The organism is Kitasatospora humi (genome assembly GCF_020907985.1).
Classification (GTDB): domain Bacteria; phylum Actinomycetota; class Actinomycetes; order Streptomycetales; family Streptomycetaceae; genus Kitasatospora; species Kitasatospora humi.
In genome coordinates this window covers 101417-118543 of the sequence record NZ_JAJJPA010000022.1, presented here as the reverse complement: position 1 = coordinate 118543, position 17127 = coordinate 101417, and the positions used below count along the sequence as shown (strand labels likewise).

At 69.6% G+C, this 17127-nt stretch carries 16 protein-coding genes and 3 pseudogenes; 13 read left to right on the top strand and 6 right to left on the bottom strand.

Annotation, left to right across the window (positions count from 1 at the left end; all coding sequences use genetic code 11):
• The first annotated feature begins 98 nt into the window (after window positions 1-98).
• Window positions 99-833, top strand: coding sequence for a hypothetical protein (locus LN042_RS21430; RefSeq protein WP_230052904.1), 735 nt, complete (start codon window positions 99-101; stop codon window positions 831-833).
• A gap of 189 nt (window positions 834-1022) precedes the next feature.
• On the opposite strand, the gene LN042_RS21425 is transcribed toward LN042_RS21430, so the two are convergent.
• The 3 genes from LN042_RS21425 to ltrA form a co-directional block, all read right to left on the bottom strand.
• The gene (locus LN042_RS21425) at window positions 1023-1826 is read right to left on the bottom strand and encodes an alpha/beta fold hydrolase (RefSeq protein ID WP_230052903.1); all 804 of its coding nucleotides are present in this window, start codon (window positions 1824-1826) and stop codon (window positions 1023-1025) included.
• A 377-nt stretch (window positions 1827-2203) separates the two neighbouring features.
• A complete protein-coding gene (locus tag LN042_RS21420; RefSeq protein WP_230052902.1) occupies window positions 2204-3043 on the bottom strand; it encodes a helix-turn-helix domain-containing protein in 840 nt (279 codons plus the stop codon).
• Window positions 3044-3150: 107 nt separating this feature from the next.
• Window positions 3151-4440, bottom strand: coding sequence for a group II intron reverse transcriptase/maturase (gene ltrA / locus LN042_RS21415; protein ID WP_308191844.1), 1290 nt, complete (start codon window positions 4438-4440; stop codon window positions 3151-3153).
• A 1289-nt stretch (window positions 4441-5729) separates the two neighbouring features.
• Between ltrA and LN042_RS38290 the strand changes: the two are divergent.
• Together LN042_RS38290 and LN042_RS21410 are read left to right on the top strand one after the other, a co-directional pair.
• A pseudogene (locus LN042_RS38290) lies at window positions 5730-5918 on the top strand (ImuA'/RecA-like NTPase); the annotation flags it as partial.
• Window positions 5919-6048: 130 nt separating this feature from the next.
• A complete protein-coding gene (locus LN042_RS21410; protein ID WP_230052900.1) occupies window positions 6049-6255 on the top strand; it encodes a hypothetical protein in 207 nt (68 codons plus the stop codon).
• Here the strand turns inward: LN042_RS21410 and LN042_RS21405 are convergent.
• Window positions 6230-6856 carry a nucleotidyltransferase family protein gene (locus LN042_RS21405; protein ID WP_230052899.1) on the bottom strand — a complete coding sequence of 209 codons (627 nt, stop codon included), beginning with the start codon at window positions 6854-6856 and terminating at the stop codon, window positions 6230-6232. The two genes, LN042_RS21410 and LN042_RS21405, sit on opposite strands and share 26 nt — an antisense overlap.
• 422 nt (window positions 6857-7278) lie before the next feature.
• On the opposite strand from LN042_RS21405, the gene LN042_RS21400 reads away from it, so the two are divergent.
• The 6 genes from LN042_RS21400 to LN042_RS21375 all read left to right on the top strand — a co-directional run bounded on the left by LN042_RS21400 (window position 7279) and on the right by LN042_RS21375 (window position 10079).
• On the top strand, window positions 7279-7485 hold the full coding sequence (locus LN042_RS21400; RefSeq protein ID WP_230052898.1) for a hypothetical protein: 207 nt from the start codon (window positions 7279-7281) through the stop codon (window positions 7483-7485).
• On the top strand, window positions 7482-8006 hold the full coding sequence (locus LN042_RS21395) for a helix-turn-helix domain-containing protein (RefSeq protein WP_230052897.1): 525 nt from the start codon (window positions 7482-7484) through the stop codon (window positions 8004-8006). Before LN042_RS21400 ends, LN042_RS21395 begins: the two co-directional genes overlap by 4 nt.
• 87 nt (window positions 8007-8093) lie before the next feature.
• A complete protein-coding gene (locus LN042_RS21390; protein WP_230052896.1) occupies window positions 8094-8594 on the top strand; it encodes a hypothetical protein in 501 nt (166 codons plus the stop codon).
• A 112-nt stretch (window positions 8595-8706) separates the two neighbouring features.
• Window positions 8707-8898: a hypothetical protein gene (locus LN042_RS21385; RefSeq protein ID WP_230052895.1), complete on the top strand. Its 192-nt coding sequence runs from the start codon at window positions 8707-8709 to the stop codon at window positions 8896-8898.
• A 124-nt stretch (window positions 8899-9022) separates the two neighbouring features.
• A complete protein-coding gene (locus LN042_RS21380; RefSeq protein WP_230052894.1) occupies window positions 9023-9259 on the top strand; it encodes a hypothetical protein in 237 nt (78 codons plus the stop codon).
• Window positions 9260-9350: 91 nt separating this feature from the next.
• Window positions 9351-10079 carry an HAD family hydrolase gene (locus tag LN042_RS21375; protein ID WP_230052893.1) on the top strand — a complete coding sequence of 243 codons (729 nt, stop codon included), beginning with the start codon at window positions 9351-9353 and terminating at the stop codon, window positions 10077-10079.
• Window positions 10080-10151: 72 nt separating this feature from the next.
• Here the strand turns inward: LN042_RS21375 and LN042_RS21370 are convergent.
• Window positions 10152-10271 (bottom strand): annotated as a pseudogene (locus LN042_RS21370) (IS5 family transposase); the annotation flags it as partial.
• A 451-nt stretch (window positions 10272-10722) separates the two neighbouring features.
• On the opposite strand from LN042_RS21370, the pseudogene LN042_RS21365 reads away from it, so the two are divergent.
• Together LN042_RS21365 and LN042_RS21360 are read left to right on the top strand one after the other, a co-directional pair.
• Window positions 10723-11173 (top strand): annotated as a pseudogene (locus LN042_RS21365) (ISL3 family transposase); the annotation flags it as partial.
• Window positions 11174-11264: 91 nt separating this feature from the next.
• Window positions 11265-11579 (top strand): hypothetical protein, encoded by a 315-nt coding sequence (locus tag LN042_RS21360; protein ID WP_230052892.1) that lies wholly within the window; start codon window positions 11265-11267, stop codon window positions 11577-11579.
• Between the two features lie 16 nt (window positions 11580-11595).
• On the opposite strand, the gene LN042_RS21355 is transcribed toward LN042_RS21360, so the two are convergent.
• The gene (locus tag LN042_RS21355) at window positions 11596-12714 is read right to left on the bottom strand and encodes an IS630 family transposase (RefSeq protein WP_308191843.1); all 1119 of its coding nucleotides are present in this window, start codon (window positions 12712-12714) and stop codon (window positions 11596-11598) included.
• Window positions 12715-13319: 605 nt separating this feature from the next.
• On the opposite strand from LN042_RS21355, the gene LN042_RS21350 reads away from it, so the two are divergent.
• Both LN042_RS21350 and LN042_RS21345 read left to right on the top strand, forming a co-directional pair.
• Complete coding sequence (locus LN042_RS21350; RefSeq protein WP_230052890.1) at window positions 13320-13946, top strand: ATP-binding cassette domain-containing protein; 627 nt, start codon at window positions 13320-13322, stop codon at window positions 13944-13946.
• A complete protein-coding gene (locus LN042_RS21345; RefSeq protein ID WP_230052889.1) occupies window positions 13943-15886 on the top strand; it encodes a YhgE/Pip family protein in 1944 nt (647 codons plus the stop codon). The genes LN042_RS21350 and LN042_RS21345 overlap by 4 nt, the downstream gene beginning before the upstream one ends.
• Window positions 15887-17127: the final 1241 nt, after the last annotated feature.

Genomic DNA, 17127 nt, shown 5'->3' with positions numbered 1-17127 from the left:
AGGATCTCGGAAAACGGCTCTGACCGGATCTGCGTGAATGATCTTGGAGTCGCTTGACCCGGTGCAACCTGCCCAAAGCCGCCTGGTTGGATAACCGCATGACGGACTGGTCGACGCTCACCGACGCGTGCGGTTCTGCGGAACACGTGCCTGGCCTCCTGGACCGGTTCGAAGCCGATCCGAGCGGTGTGTGGTCCGAGCTGATGGACCACCTGTGTCCGCAGCTGGACACCGCCTTCACCGCAAGCTTCGCAGCACTTCCGCGCTTGGCCGAGATCGCGACCGCGGCCGGCCCGGAGACCCTGGGCTTGGTGCTGCTGGCGGCGGGGGCAATCGCTTCATGTTCTCCCGGGCTGTCCGATCCCGACAGCCCCCTGACGGTCTTTTCGGCTCCGATTGCGGTCCTGCACGAGCTCACCGATCGGCGCCTGAGCCAGACGGCCGAGGCCGAGGAATACGTGAACCTGCTGCAGGCCCTGCTCTCCTTTGAGGGTGCCGAGATCTGGGACCGCTCCCTGGACGGCCTGCAGACCGGGGAATACGAGGTTGACTGCCCCTACTGCGGCGTCAACATGTTCGTGGTGATCGGGCAGGACGACTCCTTCTGCTGCACCGACGACTATGCGCTGCAGGAAGTGGAGAAGTCGCCCCTCCAACCGGCGCGAGTGCAGGAGCTGGCAGAGCTGCCGCAGAGACTGTTCACGCGGGCAATGGCGGACGGCCAGGAGGGGCCGGCTCATGGCATCCGTTGCCTGTTCGGGCGAGCCGCCTGCCCGGACTGCGGGAGTGACTTCTCGGTGGCCGAGCGGGTGGTGGCCGGCTGGATTCCGTGACCGGTCCTGGAGCAGCACGGACTCGTGCAGTTCGCCGATGACCAGCGTGCGCAGCTTGCCGCGCAGGAGGAGCGGGCGCTGGATGAGGTCGCGGCCGGCCCGCCGAAGGAGCGGGACGGCGGGTGGTGGCCCCGGCTGGGCTGACGCGACCGGCTCAGTGGCTGGCAGGCCGTGCGGGTGGTGGAAGCCCTACGCGTACCAGTGCGCCGGCAACGACCGCTGCGGGAGGCGGCGGACGAAGTCCAGGAGCAGGGCGCAGAACGCCTCGGGCTGTTCCAGCGGTGCGAGATGTCCGGCGTCGGGGATGACGGTGGTCCGACCCGCATCGAGGACGCGGACCAGACCCTCGCCGCCCTCGTGGAAGTCGGGCATGTCGTACTCGCCGACGCCGACCAGAGCGGGCACGTCCCTGAGCGTGCGCAGCGCCGCCGGGCCCGCGCCGAGGGGATCAGCCGCTTGCGGCGGTTCGCCGTGGGTGAGCCTTTCGGTCAACTGGCGGTGGAGCACGCGGGTGGCGTGGGTGTGTACCTTTTCGGTGGCTCCGGCCCAGGTCCATGCCTGGACGCCGGCCTTCACCGCAGCGTCCAGGTCGCCGGCGGCCAGCGCCGTCCGTTCGGCCTCCCAGGCGGCGTCCAGACGTGAGGAGGCGGGCTGGTCGTGGGGCCGGTACCCAACCAGTACCAGGCCCTCGACCCGCTCGGGTGCCGTGATGGCGGCCTGGAGTGCCACCAGAGCGCCCAGTGAGTTCCCGGCGAGCACGAAGCGGTCGGCCCCGAGGTGGTCGAGCGTGTCGAGCACGTCGGACCAGGGAGCCACCTCGCGGCGGTCGGGCACGGTCGCGTCGCCGTGGCCCGGCAGGTCCAGGGCGATGGCCCGCAGGCCCGCCTCGGCGAGCAGCGGAAGGTGGGCGTCCCACATGGTGCGGTCGGTGGGGCGGGCGTGCAGCAGGACGACGGGCCGTCCTCGACCTGCCTCGGTGGAGGGAAGCAGCATGGCTTGAAGTGCCTTCTTCGGTGAGTGGGTGAGGGCCGGGCCGGCCGGTGCAGAGGACGACGGCCGGTCCCGCGGGGGTACGGTCATACGGCGTCGGTGAGTTCGCCGGTTCGGTGTCGGTCAGGCGCAGCGTCGCCGCGGCCTGGTTGTCCTGCAGGTACGGGACCTTGGAGGTGCCGGGGATGGGCAGCACGAGCTCGGAGCGGGCGAGCCGCCAGGCCAGCCCCTCCTGGGCAGCCGGGCGCCATGGGCGGTCGTGATCCGGACGGCCGCCTCGGCGAGGCGGGCGGGCTTGGTCGCGGCCACCGACACCCAGGAGATGAAGCCGATGCCGTGGCGGGTGTGGTGGTCCAGGATGGCGGCGGAGCTGTGGTCGGTCAGGTGTCCTGAACCGTGGGGGCCGATCCCTGCTCGGCCAGTCGGCGGACCAGGGCCAAGGCGTCGGCACTCGCGCTGCCGGGTTCCGCGCTGTAGACGGACAGGTGCTGACCCGGGGCGCTGGTGACGGCCAGTGCCTCGAAGTGCAGCCGCACCTCGCCCACGCGGGGGTGCCGGAAATGTTTGTCCTCCTGCGTGCGGGGGCGAACCTCGTACCGCGCCCACAGGCCGGTGAAAGCCGGGCTGCGCACGCTCAGCTCGCCGACGATCCGCTCGATCCGCTCGTCCTCGGGGAACTGCGAGGACGACGCCCGCAGGTTGCCCACCGCGGTGTGCGCCGCCTTGTCCCAGTCGACGTAGAACTCCCGCGCGAACGGGTCGAGGAAGATCATTCGCAGCAGGTTGTCATACCGAGCGAACCCGCGGTACAGCTCGCGCGCCATCGCGTTGGCGGCCAGCACGTCCTGCGCCGCGCCGATCACGAAGGCCGGCACGTCGCGCATGCCGTGCATCAGCCGCACCAACTCCGGGGCGACGGTAGGTACCGCAGCCGCCGCGGCGAAAACGGGCAAGCCGACCCGGAACAGGTGACCCGCCGCAGCGCCGTCCAGCCGCAGCGCCGCAGCGATCGCCCGGAGCACCTGCTCGGACGGGTTGCGCTCACGACCCTGCTCCAGACGGATGTAGTAGTCCGTGCTCACCCCGGCCAGCAGCGCCACCTCGTCCCGCCGCAGTCCTGGCACCCGCCGGTCCCCACCGTCGAGCAACCCGACGTCCCGCGGCGTGACAATCGCGCGGCGAGCCCGCAGATACTCACCGAGCTCGTTGTTGCTTTCCATTGGTAGTTGGAGGCGCGGTGCCCTGTCGGGCCCGGTTCCTCCGTCCCCTTTCAATCCGTGCGTGCGGTTTTCCCGCACACGGCTTACCGATGATCTTCTTGACATGGTTACGCGGTCTTCGGATAGCGGATGGTGCCCCGCAGGCGGTGCAGGCCGTGCCCGTTGAACCACTCTTCCGTCCACACTGCGGCCTGCCCTGCACGCAGGTTGCGACCCCGCTTCTTCACCATGAGGCTGCGAAGCCGCCACACCACGTAGGCATCGACCTGTCTGAACTTCCGGGCGGCGTTCCCGGTTCGGAAGTAGGCGCCCCAGCCGCGCAGGATCGGATTCAACTCCGCGATCACGTCACGGATATCCCATCCCGACCGGCGGCGGTCGGTCCTGTCGTGGACCTTCTCCCGGAGTCGCTTCATCGCCGCCTGTGACGGCCAGCGATGCAGGTAGAAGCGCCGCTTGCGGTACTTCTCCCACATCCGGCCCGAGAAGCGGGCTCTGAAGTGGCAGCCGAGGAAGTCGAGTCCTTCCCGGCCCTCTCTGAGGTCGACCACCTTCGTCTTGTCCGGATGAAGCTCCAGCCCCAGCGAGCCGAGGATCTCCCCGACCGCCGCCAAGGCCACCTGGGCATTGGCCACCGACCGACACAGAACGACACCGTCGTCCGCGTACCGGACCAGCTCACCGACACCTCGCCGAGCAAGCTCGGCGTCCAGGACGTGCAGGTAGATGTTGGCCAGCAGAGGTGAGATCACCCCGCCCTGAGGAGTCCCGGCGACCGTCCGCCGAACCTCCCCGTCCACCATCACACCCGCCTGAAGCCACAACCGCAGCAGCTTGAGCACCCTGCGGTCCGACACCCGCCGACCGACTTCCGCGAGGAGGCGACCGTGGTCGATCTCGCCGAAGAAGTTGCGGATGTCGAACTCCACGACGACACAGCGGCCCTCGATGAAGCCCGTCCGAAGACGCTCCATCGCCTGCAACGCCGACCGCCTGGGCCGGTACCCGTACGAGGACGGCAGGAAATCCGCCTCGAACACCGGCTCCAGGACGATCTTCGCCGCCTGCTGGGCCACCCTGTCGCGCACCGTGGGAATGCCCAGCGGCCGCTTGCCACCCTGTGGTTTCGGGATGTCCACGCGCCTGGCCGGCGCGGGACGATACGTGCCTGAGCGGAGAGCCTGCTGGAGTTCGCCGAGCATCCGGCGAACCCCGTACTGGTTCTCCACGAACTCCAGGGTGACCCGATCCACCCCGGCGCTCCCTCTGTTGGCCCGGACCCGCTCCCATGCCTCCCACAGGACGTCACCCCTGTGGACACGGTCGTACAGGGCGTGGAAGCGCCGCTCCGGCGACTGCTTGGCCGCAGTCCATAGCGCGCGTTGAAGTTGTCGCACTTTCAGGACGGACGCACGTCCGTCCACTACGACGGGGCTCGCCCCGCCGGGGTAGTTGACCGGACTCTCTCCGGCCCGCGTTCGACATAATTCGCCTCTCCTGGAGGCGTGAAGTGCCCGCTGACCTGCAGACTCTCCGCTTGCGGCCCGAATCGCCCGCTTCTCTAGGCATAGAGAAACGGGCAGGTCAGCGGCCTGGCCGATCGAGCCAATGGGCCAACAATGGGCCGAAGAACGGTAGAGACAAACCCCTCTGAACCGGGGCAAGTTGGCGATCGCGGGGCGAGGTCCGTGATCGACGCTCTATCGTCGATCATGCGGCGGCTGCGAGACGGCCTTCGGCCGGGTCCTCGAAGACCGCACCGGAGAGCCTCGCCACCTGCGGAAACGCGAGCGCCTAGAGAAACGACCTGCGGCAGCCGAGAAGGTGAAGCCGCAGGCCAGCGGGCATGCCGTTGCTCCAGAGGCTTCGAATTACGTCGAACCCGGGTCCGGCCATGCCCTCGCGCTTACCTCCGCCACGAGCGTGATCAAAGTTGGGGCCCTTCCCTCCTGGCGCGTTGTGTTGCACACCGATCAGCGGTACTACGACCCCATCGGACTCCCGCTGCCCTCCGGACGACTTCACCATCGGCTTATACGTCCGGTCTCTTGCCCGACGAAAGGCGTGGTCAGACGGGTCTCTCCTGTTCCGGCCCAGACTGTGCACACGTGCCGCCCTCCGTACCCCGGGAGAACCCCAAGGGCTGACCCCGGAACAGGGCCCCTGGGACGTGGCCTTCGCCCCGGCATGACGGGCTCGGCTTCTCCGCTGTACGTGGGACGAGGCTGCAAGGTTCGCTTGACGCTACGGCCCGCGTGCTTGCTCCCTCCGAAGAGGCTCTTGACATCCCGCTCAGCCCGCCGCGTCTCCACGACGAACCGGGACCTGCTACCGGGCACTCCGGTGTCTACCCGGACGGGACTCCCACCCGCGAGCCTGGACCAGCTTTCAGGACGCAACATGCTCGCCACGCTAGACCCACCTCATGGGTTGGGGCGTGGGTGTGGTGCACCCACCCGGAACTGCGGCTGCACGTCCTTCCTGCAACGACCATGTGGACGCACTCGTCGAAGGTCCTCACAAAGGCGTTGGGACGTGCCGGTGCGTGACCAGGCAGGTGACGAGAAGGAATATCTCACTACCGTGCACCCCGAACAGGACATGCTGGTGACGCGAACGATGCGTTCGCCGACGAAATCCGCGACCCCCGCAAAGAGCTCGACAACATCATCGACACCGAGAGCGCCGGTGGATCGGCGTGGTCGGGATGCCGGAGGCCGGGCTGCCCGCCTTGGTGAGGGCCGGCGCCGATCCGGACCGGATCCTGCTCGTCGATTATCCGGGCGAGCGGTGGGCCGACGTCGTCGCCGCCCTCGCTGGAGCGCTGGACCTGTTGGTGGTCCGGCCACCCGTGCGGGTCATTCGCGATCACCCTGCCCGGGTCCGTCGCCGATCTGGCCCTGAAGCAAGTCTCAGCTCGTTGCAGCCACGCGGCCCTCGCCCAGACCGACTCTCCTTGGCTCTTCCCTGGCGGCCAGCCCGGCCGCCCGATCAGCGCCTGGGCGATGGGCGAACGACTCCGCAAGCTCGGCATCCGGCTCGCCGAGACCCGCTGCACCGCCCTGTTCCAGCTCGCCACCGAGCTGCCCTCCGCGATCCTCGCCCGTACCCTCGGCATCCACATCAGCGTCGCCGTCAAGTGGCAGCGAGCCGCCGCCGGAGACTGGGGTGCCTGCGCCGCAGATGTCAGCCGGCGGACGCGGTCGTCGTGACGGTCGCGGAGGGCCAGTCGAGGACGGTCAACTCCGGCCACTGCTCGCGCCATCGCGCCGCCTTTGCCTCATAGACCGACTGCGGCGCGAGCAGCGGGTTGGGACGGACAACGAGGTTGAAAGCGTCCGAGAGCCCGTGCGGCGCATACACGCGCCACCGACCGTCGGCCTCCAGACGCACGCCCAGGCAGCACGTCGTCGCAGCGAAGCTGTCGATCGCCGCCTCGGTGCAGTCATACGGCGGGCACACGACACCGAACTTGTCCTGATACCAGAGGTGGACTCGCGCCTCGTTGCGGATCTCCACTTCCGCAGGAAGGCCAGCGAAGACCTCACGCCCGGCTTTGATCACCGCATCCTCGGCTTCCCAGGACAGATCGTCACTGTCGAAGTAGAAGACGTCGTAATCCTTAATGCCATTGGTCGGCGGCCTGCCCGTGACCACGTTCCACACAGTCTGGAACAGGCACCCCGCCGTCACATACCACCCAGGCAAATCCAACGTCGTCGCCCGCTGGAGCACCTCCGTCAACACGTCGTTGCGGGACAGCACCGCACGCAGGGATTCCAGTTGCTGATCCAGGGGAAGTCGGCTGATCATCCGACCTGCCTACCACAGCCTCCCAGGAACGGGCGGGATCGACCTCAGCAGACTACTCGCCACGGGAGGCATTCGGACAGTTCCATACCCGACTCCACCATCACGGGTCACCGAGAAGCGCACCCGGGCCGCGGTCGACAAGCTCGTCTCGCATCAGTTCGGCCGGCACGGCAACAGGATCTGGACCCAGACCCGCCAGCCCCTGGAGCACGAACACGCCCGCCTGCGGATCGGCCAGGTCTCCGTCCCCTACGGCATCTGCGTCGAACCGAGCAACGTCAAGGCCGGCGGCCACGGCTGCCCGTTCGGTTCCGCTGCGTCGGCTGCGATCACTTCCGCACCGACCCGTCCTACCTGCCCGAGCTGCGGACCTACCTCGAAAACCTCTCCGGGATCGCGAACCTCTCGCCGCAGCAACCGACTTGGAAACGTGGGCACGCTCCGAGGCGACCCCGTCCGAGGAGGAGATCAAGCGCATCCGCACAATGATCCGCCGAGTGGAGCCCGACCTCGCCGGGCTCACCGACGACGAACGCGAGCAGATCAAGGACGCAACCCGCAGCGTCTCCCTGGGCATGCCCGGGATCCGGCCGCCGGAGCAGGACCTGCGGCTGGAGCGTGACGCGTGAGCACATCACCGGACCACCTGACCCGAGCGCGGTCCGCGGACTCCGACCGTCGCCGAAACCGGGTGTTCAAAGCCCTCGACCAACTGGCCGCTGCCGGGGAGGAGATCAGCGTCTCGTCGGTCGCCCGCGCCGCCGGCGTCCACCGCAGCCTGATTCACCGGCACGGGGACCTGGACGCGGCCATCGTCGCCCGCGCGGGCCAGCCCCCGCCCGCAACGACCGCCGGGACGCAGGTCAGCCGCAAGTCGCTGCTGGCCGACGTTGCGAACCTCACCGCCCGCAACGGGCGACTGTCCGCGCAAATCACCCGGCTCGAACGACGCCTGTCCCAAGCGCTCGGCCAGGCCGCCTGGGAAGCATCCGGCCTGAGCACCCCCGCCGACGTCGAAACGCTCACCCGCCGGATCGGCGAACTGGAGCAGCAGACCCTCGACCTCCGGTCCGAAGTCGCCGAGCGCGACGAAGGCCTCGCCGCCGCACGTGCCGCGAACCGGGAGTTGATGGCTCAGTTGAACCGCTGACCGAGTCGTCGCCGTCTCGCCCCATGTCGGTGAAAGCTGGACATAAGTGAGGTGCAGAGCGAGAAGATCTACGGGTACAACGGACCCATGACGGTCTTCTACTGCTCCAAGTGCGGTACGACGCTCACCCCGGACCTGACGGCCTTGCCCGCCGTCCCTGCAGTTCCAGAGCTCGAAGACGCCCGGCCTAAGGGAGCACGGCAGGCCCCGCCGACCGTTCCGCAGGGCTGCTACGCGATCGAAGCAGAGCCCTGGGGAGCCCCCTTCGTCGTGCAGGAAGACCAGGAAAACCCGGCTCCATCGCAGCCTCGCGGGACTCTCATGGCCACCGAGGAGGGCTTCATCGCCTCGGCCGGGGTCCGCAACACGGCCGTGATCCACCCCGATGACGCGCCCGCGTTGCAGCCCCTCCCGAACTGGGAGAACAGCACCGGATGTTGTGGACCGAACGGAACCGAAGGCCTCAACCGGGCTTGCCCCTGCGGAGCCCGGGTCGCCACACTTACCGCGGACTGCTTCGGGCCCTACGAACTACACCTCGACCCGGTCCGCACCTACGCGTTCACACCGGAGAGCGCGGAGGGCTGAGAAGCCGTTGTCGTACCGGTCTTGATCGGTGGGTTTCCGCAGTTCAGGCATGATGCCGGCACGGCGAGGCATGCTCGGGCCGTCGGGTTGTCTCGTTGGTGGAGGTGCCGGGATGGCGTCGGTGGTGGGTCTCCTGGAGGAGCGGTTGCTGGCCGCTCGTGAGCGCGTGGAGGACCTTCGGGAGGTGGCGGACCGGGTACTCGCTGAGCTCGCCGAAGCGGAGGCGGCCCGGCACGAGTGGCTGATCGCCCGGCAGCGCATTGGCGAGTGTCCTGTCCGGACCGCGGCCCGGACAGGCAGGTGAAGCCGGCCCGGGGGCCGGTGATTCTTCCGGGCCGGAGCCCGCGACGAACGCGCCCGTCAAGGTTCCCCTGCCGAGGGCCGCGCGACCGGGCTCGATCGTCCCGGTGTGGCGTCCCGCGCTTTCCATGGACACGCTCGCCCCCCACTACCAGCGCATCCTCGCTACGCTCGCCGAACAAGCATCCAACGGGAAGCCAGTGATGTCCTGTCAGGAGATCACTGCCGTACTCGGACTGGAGCCGGTTCCGGCAAGTGTGGAAGGAGTTCGGTCGAAGATGAAGCGGCTGGCCGACCGGGGCCGGGCCGACGAGCCCACCCCGGGACGGTTCACGCTCGCCGCCGGGCCGGCCGGCGGCTCATGACCACCGTCATCGACCACAGCGCCATCTGCTCATGCACGGCGGGGCAGCGAATCGTCCTGTCCTCGCGTGATCGCCAACGAAAGAACAACCGATGCAACCGATTGTCCTATTCGACCTGGACGGCCTTTTGATCGACTCCGAGCCGATCTGGGACGCGGCAAAGCGTGAAGTGTTCGGTCCTCTTGGCCTGCACCTCACAACGGAGATGCAGGCGGCGACGCGCGGGCTGCGGCAAAGAGACATGGTGGCCTACTGGTTCGATCGGGCCACCATTCAAGCCGACCCCGACGACGTCGAGGAGCAGATCGTGGCCGCCGTGTGCCGTCGGCTGGACGGAGCGGCGCTGAAACCCGGCGCCGAACACGCCGTCGCGGCGTGCGCGCGAGCATCGAGGGCGATGGCCGTCGTGTCATCTTCGCCGGAGTCGGTGATCCGGGCTGCGCTCGCGAGCACCGGCCTTGACCGATCTTTCGACGCCGTGTTTTCGGCCGAAGACGACGAACACGGCAAACCCCACCCGGGCGCCTACCTCCGCGCAGCCGCCGCCCTCGGCGCGTCACCCGGCGAATGCATTGTGCTCGAGGACTCGCTCAACGGCGTCCTCGCCGGCGTGTCAGCCCAGATGACGGTCGTCGCCGTTCCCGAGGCCGCTGATCGCTGCGATCCTCGCTTTGCGATTGCCACTCTGGTCCTGGACTCCCTAAAGGATCTCGATACCTCTGTATTCGGCGCGTATGTGTCCAGGGGGAGCCGGGACGCCACGCGGGCATCGCGTGCTGCGGATCCTCAACCGTTCCGCGAACCAGATCGTGCTGTATGACGCCCTCGATCGTGGGTTCGGGCCTTCACGGGTGAAGGCCCGAACCCACCTCGGGGCGGTTCACGCTCGCGACCGGGCCAGCCGGCGGCTCATGAGCGTCAGCCAGCTCAGCGTGCGTTCCACCACCCAGCGTCTGGGCAGCACCACGAACCCCGAAGCGTCGTCGCTGCGCTTGACGATCTCCAGAGCGAACCCCAGTCGCTGCTTCGCCCTGACGGACGCGGAATGGGCCCTTGTACGCGACTTTCAAATGGAGGTGGACGAGGACGGCTGGCCGCCAGCGAGCGTCGAGAGCCTGTGGGTAGTGGACCTAGGCGACGGAACGGTGCGTCAACTTCGGCTGCGGCTACGGATTCGCTTTCGTCAGCCCTGATCGCCGCGAAGGACGCTTCTTCTGGGAATGCTCATAGTCGCCGAGCCAGCTCGGCTGCGTACTCGTTGCTGTTGGCTCCTGCCGACCAGAACTGACGGCTGGCGATGCTGATCCCCAGGAGCCGATGGAGGACGGCGGGAGGCATCTGAGCAGAGCGATCAAGGAGGGCTGCCTTCCGACCGACCCAGGGGGAAGGCCGATCGTTCGAAGCCGGGCACCGAGGCGGCGAGCGGTCAACGGTCGTGCCGGGCCGCTGGCTCCGTCTGGGCGAGTGTGCTGAACTGCCTGATGCGCATCACGCTGCCCGCCAGGCCGGCTCCGCGGGTGCTGGGCATCGACGAGTTCGCCCTGCGCAGGGGCCACCGCTGCGCCACGATACTGATCGACGCCACCACCGGCCAAGGCCGGCCCACCGCTTCGGGAGGGCACCCGCGCCGCGACGACCCTCGGGCGGTGGCAACAGGTCCACCAACTCCTCGATGCCGGCGTCGGCCTGCTGGAATGCTCCCGCCGTCTGCGCCTGGCCTTGAACACCGTCAAGCGCTACGCCCGCCACACCAAGCCCGAGCGCATGGTGAGAGCACCGCTGTACCGGCCCACGCTCGTCGACCCCTACCGCGACCACCTGCGCCGACGCCGGACAGAGGATCCCGCAGTGCCCGTCACCCACCTCCTGCGCGAGACCAAGGAACTGGGCTACACCGGCAGCGCGAACCTCCTAGTGCTGTGACCGGGAAGGTTCACCGGTTCTTGCAGGCGGAGGGCCCGGCTACTGTTCCTCGTGCAGCGATATCGTTGATCAGGGAGGGCTGATGGCCGTCGATGAGGCGCCGGTGGCTCGTCTGCGGGTCCACAACAGCGGCGAGGAGCTGCTGGAGCTGGTCTTGGAGCCGTATGGAAGTGATCACTGGCTGGCGCCTGGCGAGACGTTCGTGGTCTGGACGTTCGGGGCCGCGGATGGTCGTCCCTGGTCCGGGACGACATATGGCAACGAGCCCTTCGAGGTAGACCATCGGCCAGGCTCGGTGACGGTGCACTTCAACGGGCACCACGGCTACGTCTCGGACGTCGAAGGCAACGAGATCGATTGCGGGCACCGACGGCCGGCCGACGGCGCGAACGTTTAGCGCGACGCGCCGCTGGTCAGGCGGCCTTCAGCAGCCGTCCTCCCCAGCGGAGTCCTTTCTCGCTGCGGATGCGGGCGCGCTCGCGGCGTTGGGCCACCAGGACTTCGGGGTGGCGGGCGTTGGCGTTGCGCCAGCGCAGGTAGGCGTGCAACGCGCGGGTCTGGACCGTGTGGTTGGGGTGGTTGGAGTTCGCCAGGGTGAACTGCCGCAGCGGTCCGAAGTGCGCCTCGATCGGGTTGGCCCAGGAGGCGTTGGTCGGTGTGAAGCAGAGGTGGACGTTGTTGTTCTTCGCCCAGCGCAGGATCTTCTTGCCGTTGTGGGCGGACAGGTTGTCGAGGATCACGTAGACCGGGGCGCCGTCCGGGCGGGCGGCCCGGATCGACCTGAGTGCGGCCAGGGTGTTCGCGGTGCCCTTGCGGCGGCGGTTGACGCCCCAGAGGGTGTCGTCGCCGATCGAGTAGCAGCCGTGGAAGTAGGTGACACCGTGGGTGCGCGTGTAGGTCGCCGGTAGCCGGTTCGGTTTGCCCAGTTCGTCCCAGCAACTACCGGTGGTGGGCCGGATGCCGAGTGGGCCGAACTCGTCGAACGCGAAGGTGCGGTCCGGGAAGTGTTCGAGGACGTGCTCGATCCGGTCGAGCTTGGCGTCGTAGTCGGGGTCGGTGGACTCCTTCCACGTCTTGGTGCGTTGGAAGGTGACGCCGCGTCGGGCGAGCAGGCAGCGCAAGGTCTCGCGGCCGATGCGGATCACCCGGCCGTGGACCTTGCGGAGGTAAGTGAGCAGTTTGCGGATCGACCAGCGTGTGAAGGGCTGGCCGAGCTTGGTGGGTCGGGTGATGGCCGTCTTGATGACGAAGTCCTCGTCGTCAGGGCTGAGTAGGCGGGGACGGCCTCCCGCCCACTGAGGGTTTAGGCAGGCCAGGCCGATCTCGTTGAACCGGTGGATCACATCCCGCACGGTGTCCTCGTCCGCCTGGACCAGCTGGGCGATCACCGGGACCCGGTTACCGCCGGCCGAGGCTAGCAGCATCATCGCCCGCCGGTAGCGCACCGTGCTCGTGCTGCCCCGACGCACGATCCGCTGTAACTGCTGGCCCTCCTGATCGGTCAGTCTCCTGACCATGACCGGATCCGCCACCACGCCTCCCCGCACCGGTTCGATGTCGCCAACATCCAACCGCTACCTGCCTCGCAAGCGCCAACCCGGTGAACCTTCTCGGTCAGAGCACTAGTCCGCTACATCAACCAGGCCGGGTCGAGGCCGACCACGCCAACCTCTCCCCGCGCAAGGCCGCCCGCCTCCTGCTCGCCGACCCCGCCCACCTGCGCGAGGACGCTTTTTACGGACCCTTCAGCGGAACGGGCGCGTGTGGCGTGAGCGACGTGCTCGCTCGCCCCGGCCCACAGCGGCCTGCGGGCGGCGATGGCGGTGCGTGAGGGAAGGAGCGGTGGCGGTCAGGATGGCCACCAGTGCGAGCGGTACCAGTAGCAGGACCATGGCTGCGGTCATGGATGCCTCCCGGATGTCGGAGCAGGTGCTTCGCCGTCTGCCCCGACCGGCTGAAGCCATGTCAGCCGAGTCCTCGCCGTTTCCGTCGAGTTCGGAGTTGACGGGTGTGGCGATGCGAGCGTGGATCCGCTGAATGGGGTTACTCGTAAGCCATGAAGACATCCGGCGAATCCGTTAGGGCACGAGGGATCAGCGTGCGTGGGCCCCGGGGCCCGGTGTTCGAGAATGTCGACGTGGACGTACCCGCCGGCGGTCTGCTGGTCGCGCACGGCCCGGCCGGGTCGGGCCGCACGGTCCTGCTGCTGGCCCTGGCCGGACGGATGCGGCTGACCACCGGGGCGGTGCGCGTGGGACGGGCCACTGTGCCGGGGCGGGGCGCGCACCGGATCCGCCAGTTGGTCGGCATCGCCCGGGCGGACTCGGCGGTCGAACTGGAGAGGCGCTTGCGGGTCGCCGAGTCGATCGCCGAGCGCCGCTGGACCGACCGGGCTGTCACCGTGCGCGGTGTGGTGACGGCGGCCCACCTGCTCGGGGTGCGGCTGCGCGGCTCGACTCTGGTCGAGGACCTGACCCCACTGGATGCCTTGCTCTTCGCGACCGCCCTCGCCCTGGCCGCCCGCCCTGCCGTCCTGGTGGTCGACAACGTGGGCCGGGGCTGTCCCGACCTCCAGCGCGAGCGTGCCTGGCAGGCGCTGCAAGCGGTGCGCGCCACCGGGTGCACGGTCCTCGCCTCGGCGACCCAGCCGCCCCCGGACCCCGCTCCGGGCACCGTCCTGCTGGAATTGCCCCGGCGCAGTGCGGCGCGGCTGCCCGGTCCCGGCCCGGCCGGCTCCGCCTGCGACCTGGTGGCGCACCCGTGACCGCTGTCCTGCTGGCCTTCCTGGAATTGCGCCGCTTCCGGGGGCCGCTGCGCCGCCTGGTACCGCTGACGCTCTGCCTGGTCCCGTTGCTGTACGGCGCGATGTACCTGTGGGCCAACTGGGACCCGTACGGTCACACCGACCGGATCCCGGTGGCGGTGGTCGACCTGGACCGCCCCGCGGTTACTTCCCAGGGCCGGACGGTGGACGCGGGCAACCAACTGGTGCAGCAGCTCAAGGCGTCCGGCACGTTCGCCTGGCGCTTCGTCGACCAGCCCACCGCCGCGTCCGGGCTGCGCTCGGGCCGGTATGCGTTCACCATCGAGATCCCAGCGGACTTCAGTACCCGGCTGGCCAGCGCTGGCGACCCCCTGCCCGAGCAGGCCGGCCTGCGGATGGAACTCAACGACGCCAACAACTACATCGCCGGTGTGATGACCGAGACCGTCCAGTCCAAGCTGGAGGCGCAGATCGACGCGGCCACCCACGAGGCCTACGTCCGCAGCCTCTACGGCGAACTGTCCGGCGTCCGCCAGCAGCTGACCACCGCCTCGCAGGCCGCTCACCAACTGGTCAGCGCCACGACAACCGCCCAGCAGGGCAGTGCCGCCCTCGCTGCCGCCGGCAGCGCCACCAGCACCGGGGCGGACCAGGTGGCCACCGGCAGCAGGCAGATCAGCCAGGCCATCGGACAGGTCGACACCGCGGCCGACGCGCTGAACAGCGCCGTCACCGGCCGCCTGCCCACCGCCGCCGCCTCCCTGGTGGCCGCCGCGCAACTCGCCGAACAGGGCACCAGCGCGGTGCACACCGGAACCAGTCGGATCCGCCGCACGACCGCCCAAGCCGTCACCGACCTGCAGCAGTTCGCCGCCGCCCATCCCGAACTCGCGCAGGACGCGGCCTTCCAGAGGATTCTCAACGGCGTCCAACAGGCCGACACCGCCGCCGGCCAGGTGGACGGCCAGGCCGCGACCGCGGCCGCCGCCGCACCGCAGGCGGTGACGGACGCCCAGCAGCTCCAAGGCCAGGTCACCCCCCTCCAACAACGCGTCGCCGCACTCGACACCCCGCTGCACTTGATCGACTCCGGCAGCCAGAGCGTGGCCGCCGGTGCCGCCACCCTCACTACCGGCCTGAAGAGCGCACAACAGGCGGCCGACGCGGCCAAGAGCGCCGCCGACCAGGCCAACGGCGGCGCCACCCAGCTCTCGCAGACCGTCGACTCCGGGCTCGCCGCCATCCCCGATCTCAACGACCAGCAGGTCTCCGCCGCATCTCAAGTCCTCGGCGCCCCCGTCCACATCGACCGTGAGAACCTGCACCCCGCCGGGGTCTACGGGCGCGGCATGGCACCGTTCTTCTTCGGGATCGCCCTGTGGGTGTTCGGCCTCTTCGCCTACCTGCTGCTGCGCCCGACCAACCGCCGGGCGCTGGCCGGACCGGCCCCGGCTCGCAGCATCGCGGTGGCGGGCTGGCTGCCCGCCGCCGCCCTGGGCGCGGTGGCCGCGGTCGTCCTGTACGGAGTGGTCGACCTCGTGCTCGGCCTCCATCCGCTGCACCCGCTGGCCACGATCATCCTGCTGGTCCTCGCGGTCGGCTCGTTCGTGACCGTGGACCACTTCCTGCGCACCGCCCTGGGCGTCGCCGGTGACGTCCTCTCCCTGGTCCTGCTCATCCTCCAGCTCACCGCCTCCGGCGGCCTCTACCCCGTGGCCACCACACCCGCCTTCTTCCAGGCGCTGCACCCGCTGCTGCCGATGACCTACCTGATCGACGGACTGCGGGTGACCATCTCCGGCGGCCTGGCATCCCGCCTGCTGCGTGACGCCCTCGTCCTGACGGGTTGTGCCTTCGTGTTCCTCGCCTTCACCACCCTGGTGACCCGACGTCAGCGCCTGTGGACCATGGCCCGCCTCCACCCGGACATCGAGCTGTGACCGGGACCGGCCGCGCAGCTTCAAGGCGCGAGTCGAGACACGGGCGCGTGCAGGGACGGGCGGCCGACCTGGCACGACCGGACGACGACCGCGCTCTCGGGTGCCGGGCCGCCGCCGGCACAGCGTCGCCGCCTGAACCGGCGGCTTCGGCGGGACGGCATAAACCCGCGGAACGAGGGCAGCCGATCACAGAACAGCCCGCCCGACGTGCCCGGTCCGACCGATGGAGGGAAACCCATGGCAATCGCGCCCGCCCCGTCCCTGCGCACCCTGCCCGAGCGGCCACCGACAGCGATTGAACCGCCCGAGCCGCCGGCGGTACCCGATCCTCCCGCCCCGCCCGGCACGCCGGTACCGCCCCCGGAACCGCCGCTGCCCACCCCGGCTCCACCGCAACCCGAGCCACCCACACCGGAACCGGGCGAGCCCCGGGCACCGGAGCCGCCGGACTGAACCGCCAAGCTGCGCGGTCCGGCGCACGCCCCGGGCCCCCTCCGGCTGCCTCCGCCGGCTGAGGTCGGGGCCCGCGGGCCGGCGCGGCTGCGGGGGCCGGAGGGACGGTGCGATGGCAAGCGGCTGCCCGGCGCCGGCCATCGGCCGTCCCGCCCACCGCCCCGGGCGCCATGGAGCAGCCGCGACCGGCGGGGCGTCTGATGCGGCTGGGACCAAGAAGCGATCCCTGGGTCGTCCTCCCCCTCGGTCCCGTGCTCCTCCGTGACCGGGCGGGACCCGGCCCAGCAGCGCGCCACCGTAGATGGTGTAGCCGACCCCGACGAGCCAGGACACACCACCAGGACGGTGCCGATCGTGCCGTAGGACAACGCGTTGGCCACCAGCGCCGCGCCAGCACCAGGTTGGCGAAGAACCACAGCCCCACCAGCGCCACCACCGTGGCCACCGCGCCCGGTACCAGCAGCCACCCGACGCGGGAGGCGAGCAGCAGGTGCCGTAGCCACCAGAACACCACGACGCCCCCCGCCCAGGGTGCCCGCGATCCGCAGTCCCGGCTGCAGCACCGCGTGCTTGGTCTGCAGCAGGTCCACACCCGCCGGCACCGCCAGGGCGAGCATCGGACCGGCCGCACACCACCACCACGGTGACACCACGACGGCCGCCGCCGAAGCGGCGACCGCCCCACACATCAGCCAGGCGATCCAGAGGAATCTCAACATCACCACCGGCCAACCCGGATGGCGCGGTCAAGCGTCCCGGAACGCAACCGGCCGGCGGGACGGGCCAAC

Coding starts and splice junctions, on each gene's coding strand:
- LN042_RS21390 (WP_230052896.1), top strand. CDS start 8,094: ATGACGGTCTTCTACTGCTCCAAGTGCGGTACGACGCTCACCCCGGAC.
- LN042_RS21420 (WP_230052902.1), bottom strand. CDS start 3,043: ATGGAAAGCAACAACGAGCTCGGTGAGTATCTGCGGGCTCGCCGCGCG.
- LN042_RS21430 (WP_230052904.1), top strand. CDS start 99: ATGACGGACTGGTCGACGCTCACCGACGCGTGCGGTTCTGCGGAACAC.
- LN042_RS21425 (WP_230052903.1), bottom strand. CDS start 1,826: ATGCTGCTTCCCTCCACCGAGGCAGGTCGAGGACGGCCCGTCGTCCTG.
- LN042_RS21375 (WP_230052893.1), top strand. CDS start 9,351: ATGCAACCGATTGTCCTATTCGACCTGGACGGCCTTTTGATCGACTCC.
- LN042_RS21360 (WP_230052892.1), top strand. CDS start 11,265: ATGGCCGTCGATGAGGCGCCGGTGGCTCGTCTGCGGGTCCACAACAGC.
- LN042_RS21410 (WP_230052900.1), top strand. CDS start 6,049: ATGGGCGAACGACTCCGCAAGCTCGGCATCCGGCTCGCCGAGACCCGC.
- LN042_RS21385 (WP_230052895.1), top strand. CDS start 8,707: ATGGCGTCGGTGGTGGGTCTCCTGGAGGAGCGGTTGCTGGCCGCTCGT.
- LN042_RS21405 (WP_230052899.1), bottom strand. CDS start 6,856: ATGATCAGCCGACTTCCCCTGGATCAGCAACTGGAATCCCTGCGTGCG.
- LN042_RS21380 (WP_230052894.1), top strand. CDS start 9,023: ATGGACACGCTCGCCCCCCACTACCAGCGCATCCTCGCTACGCTCGCC.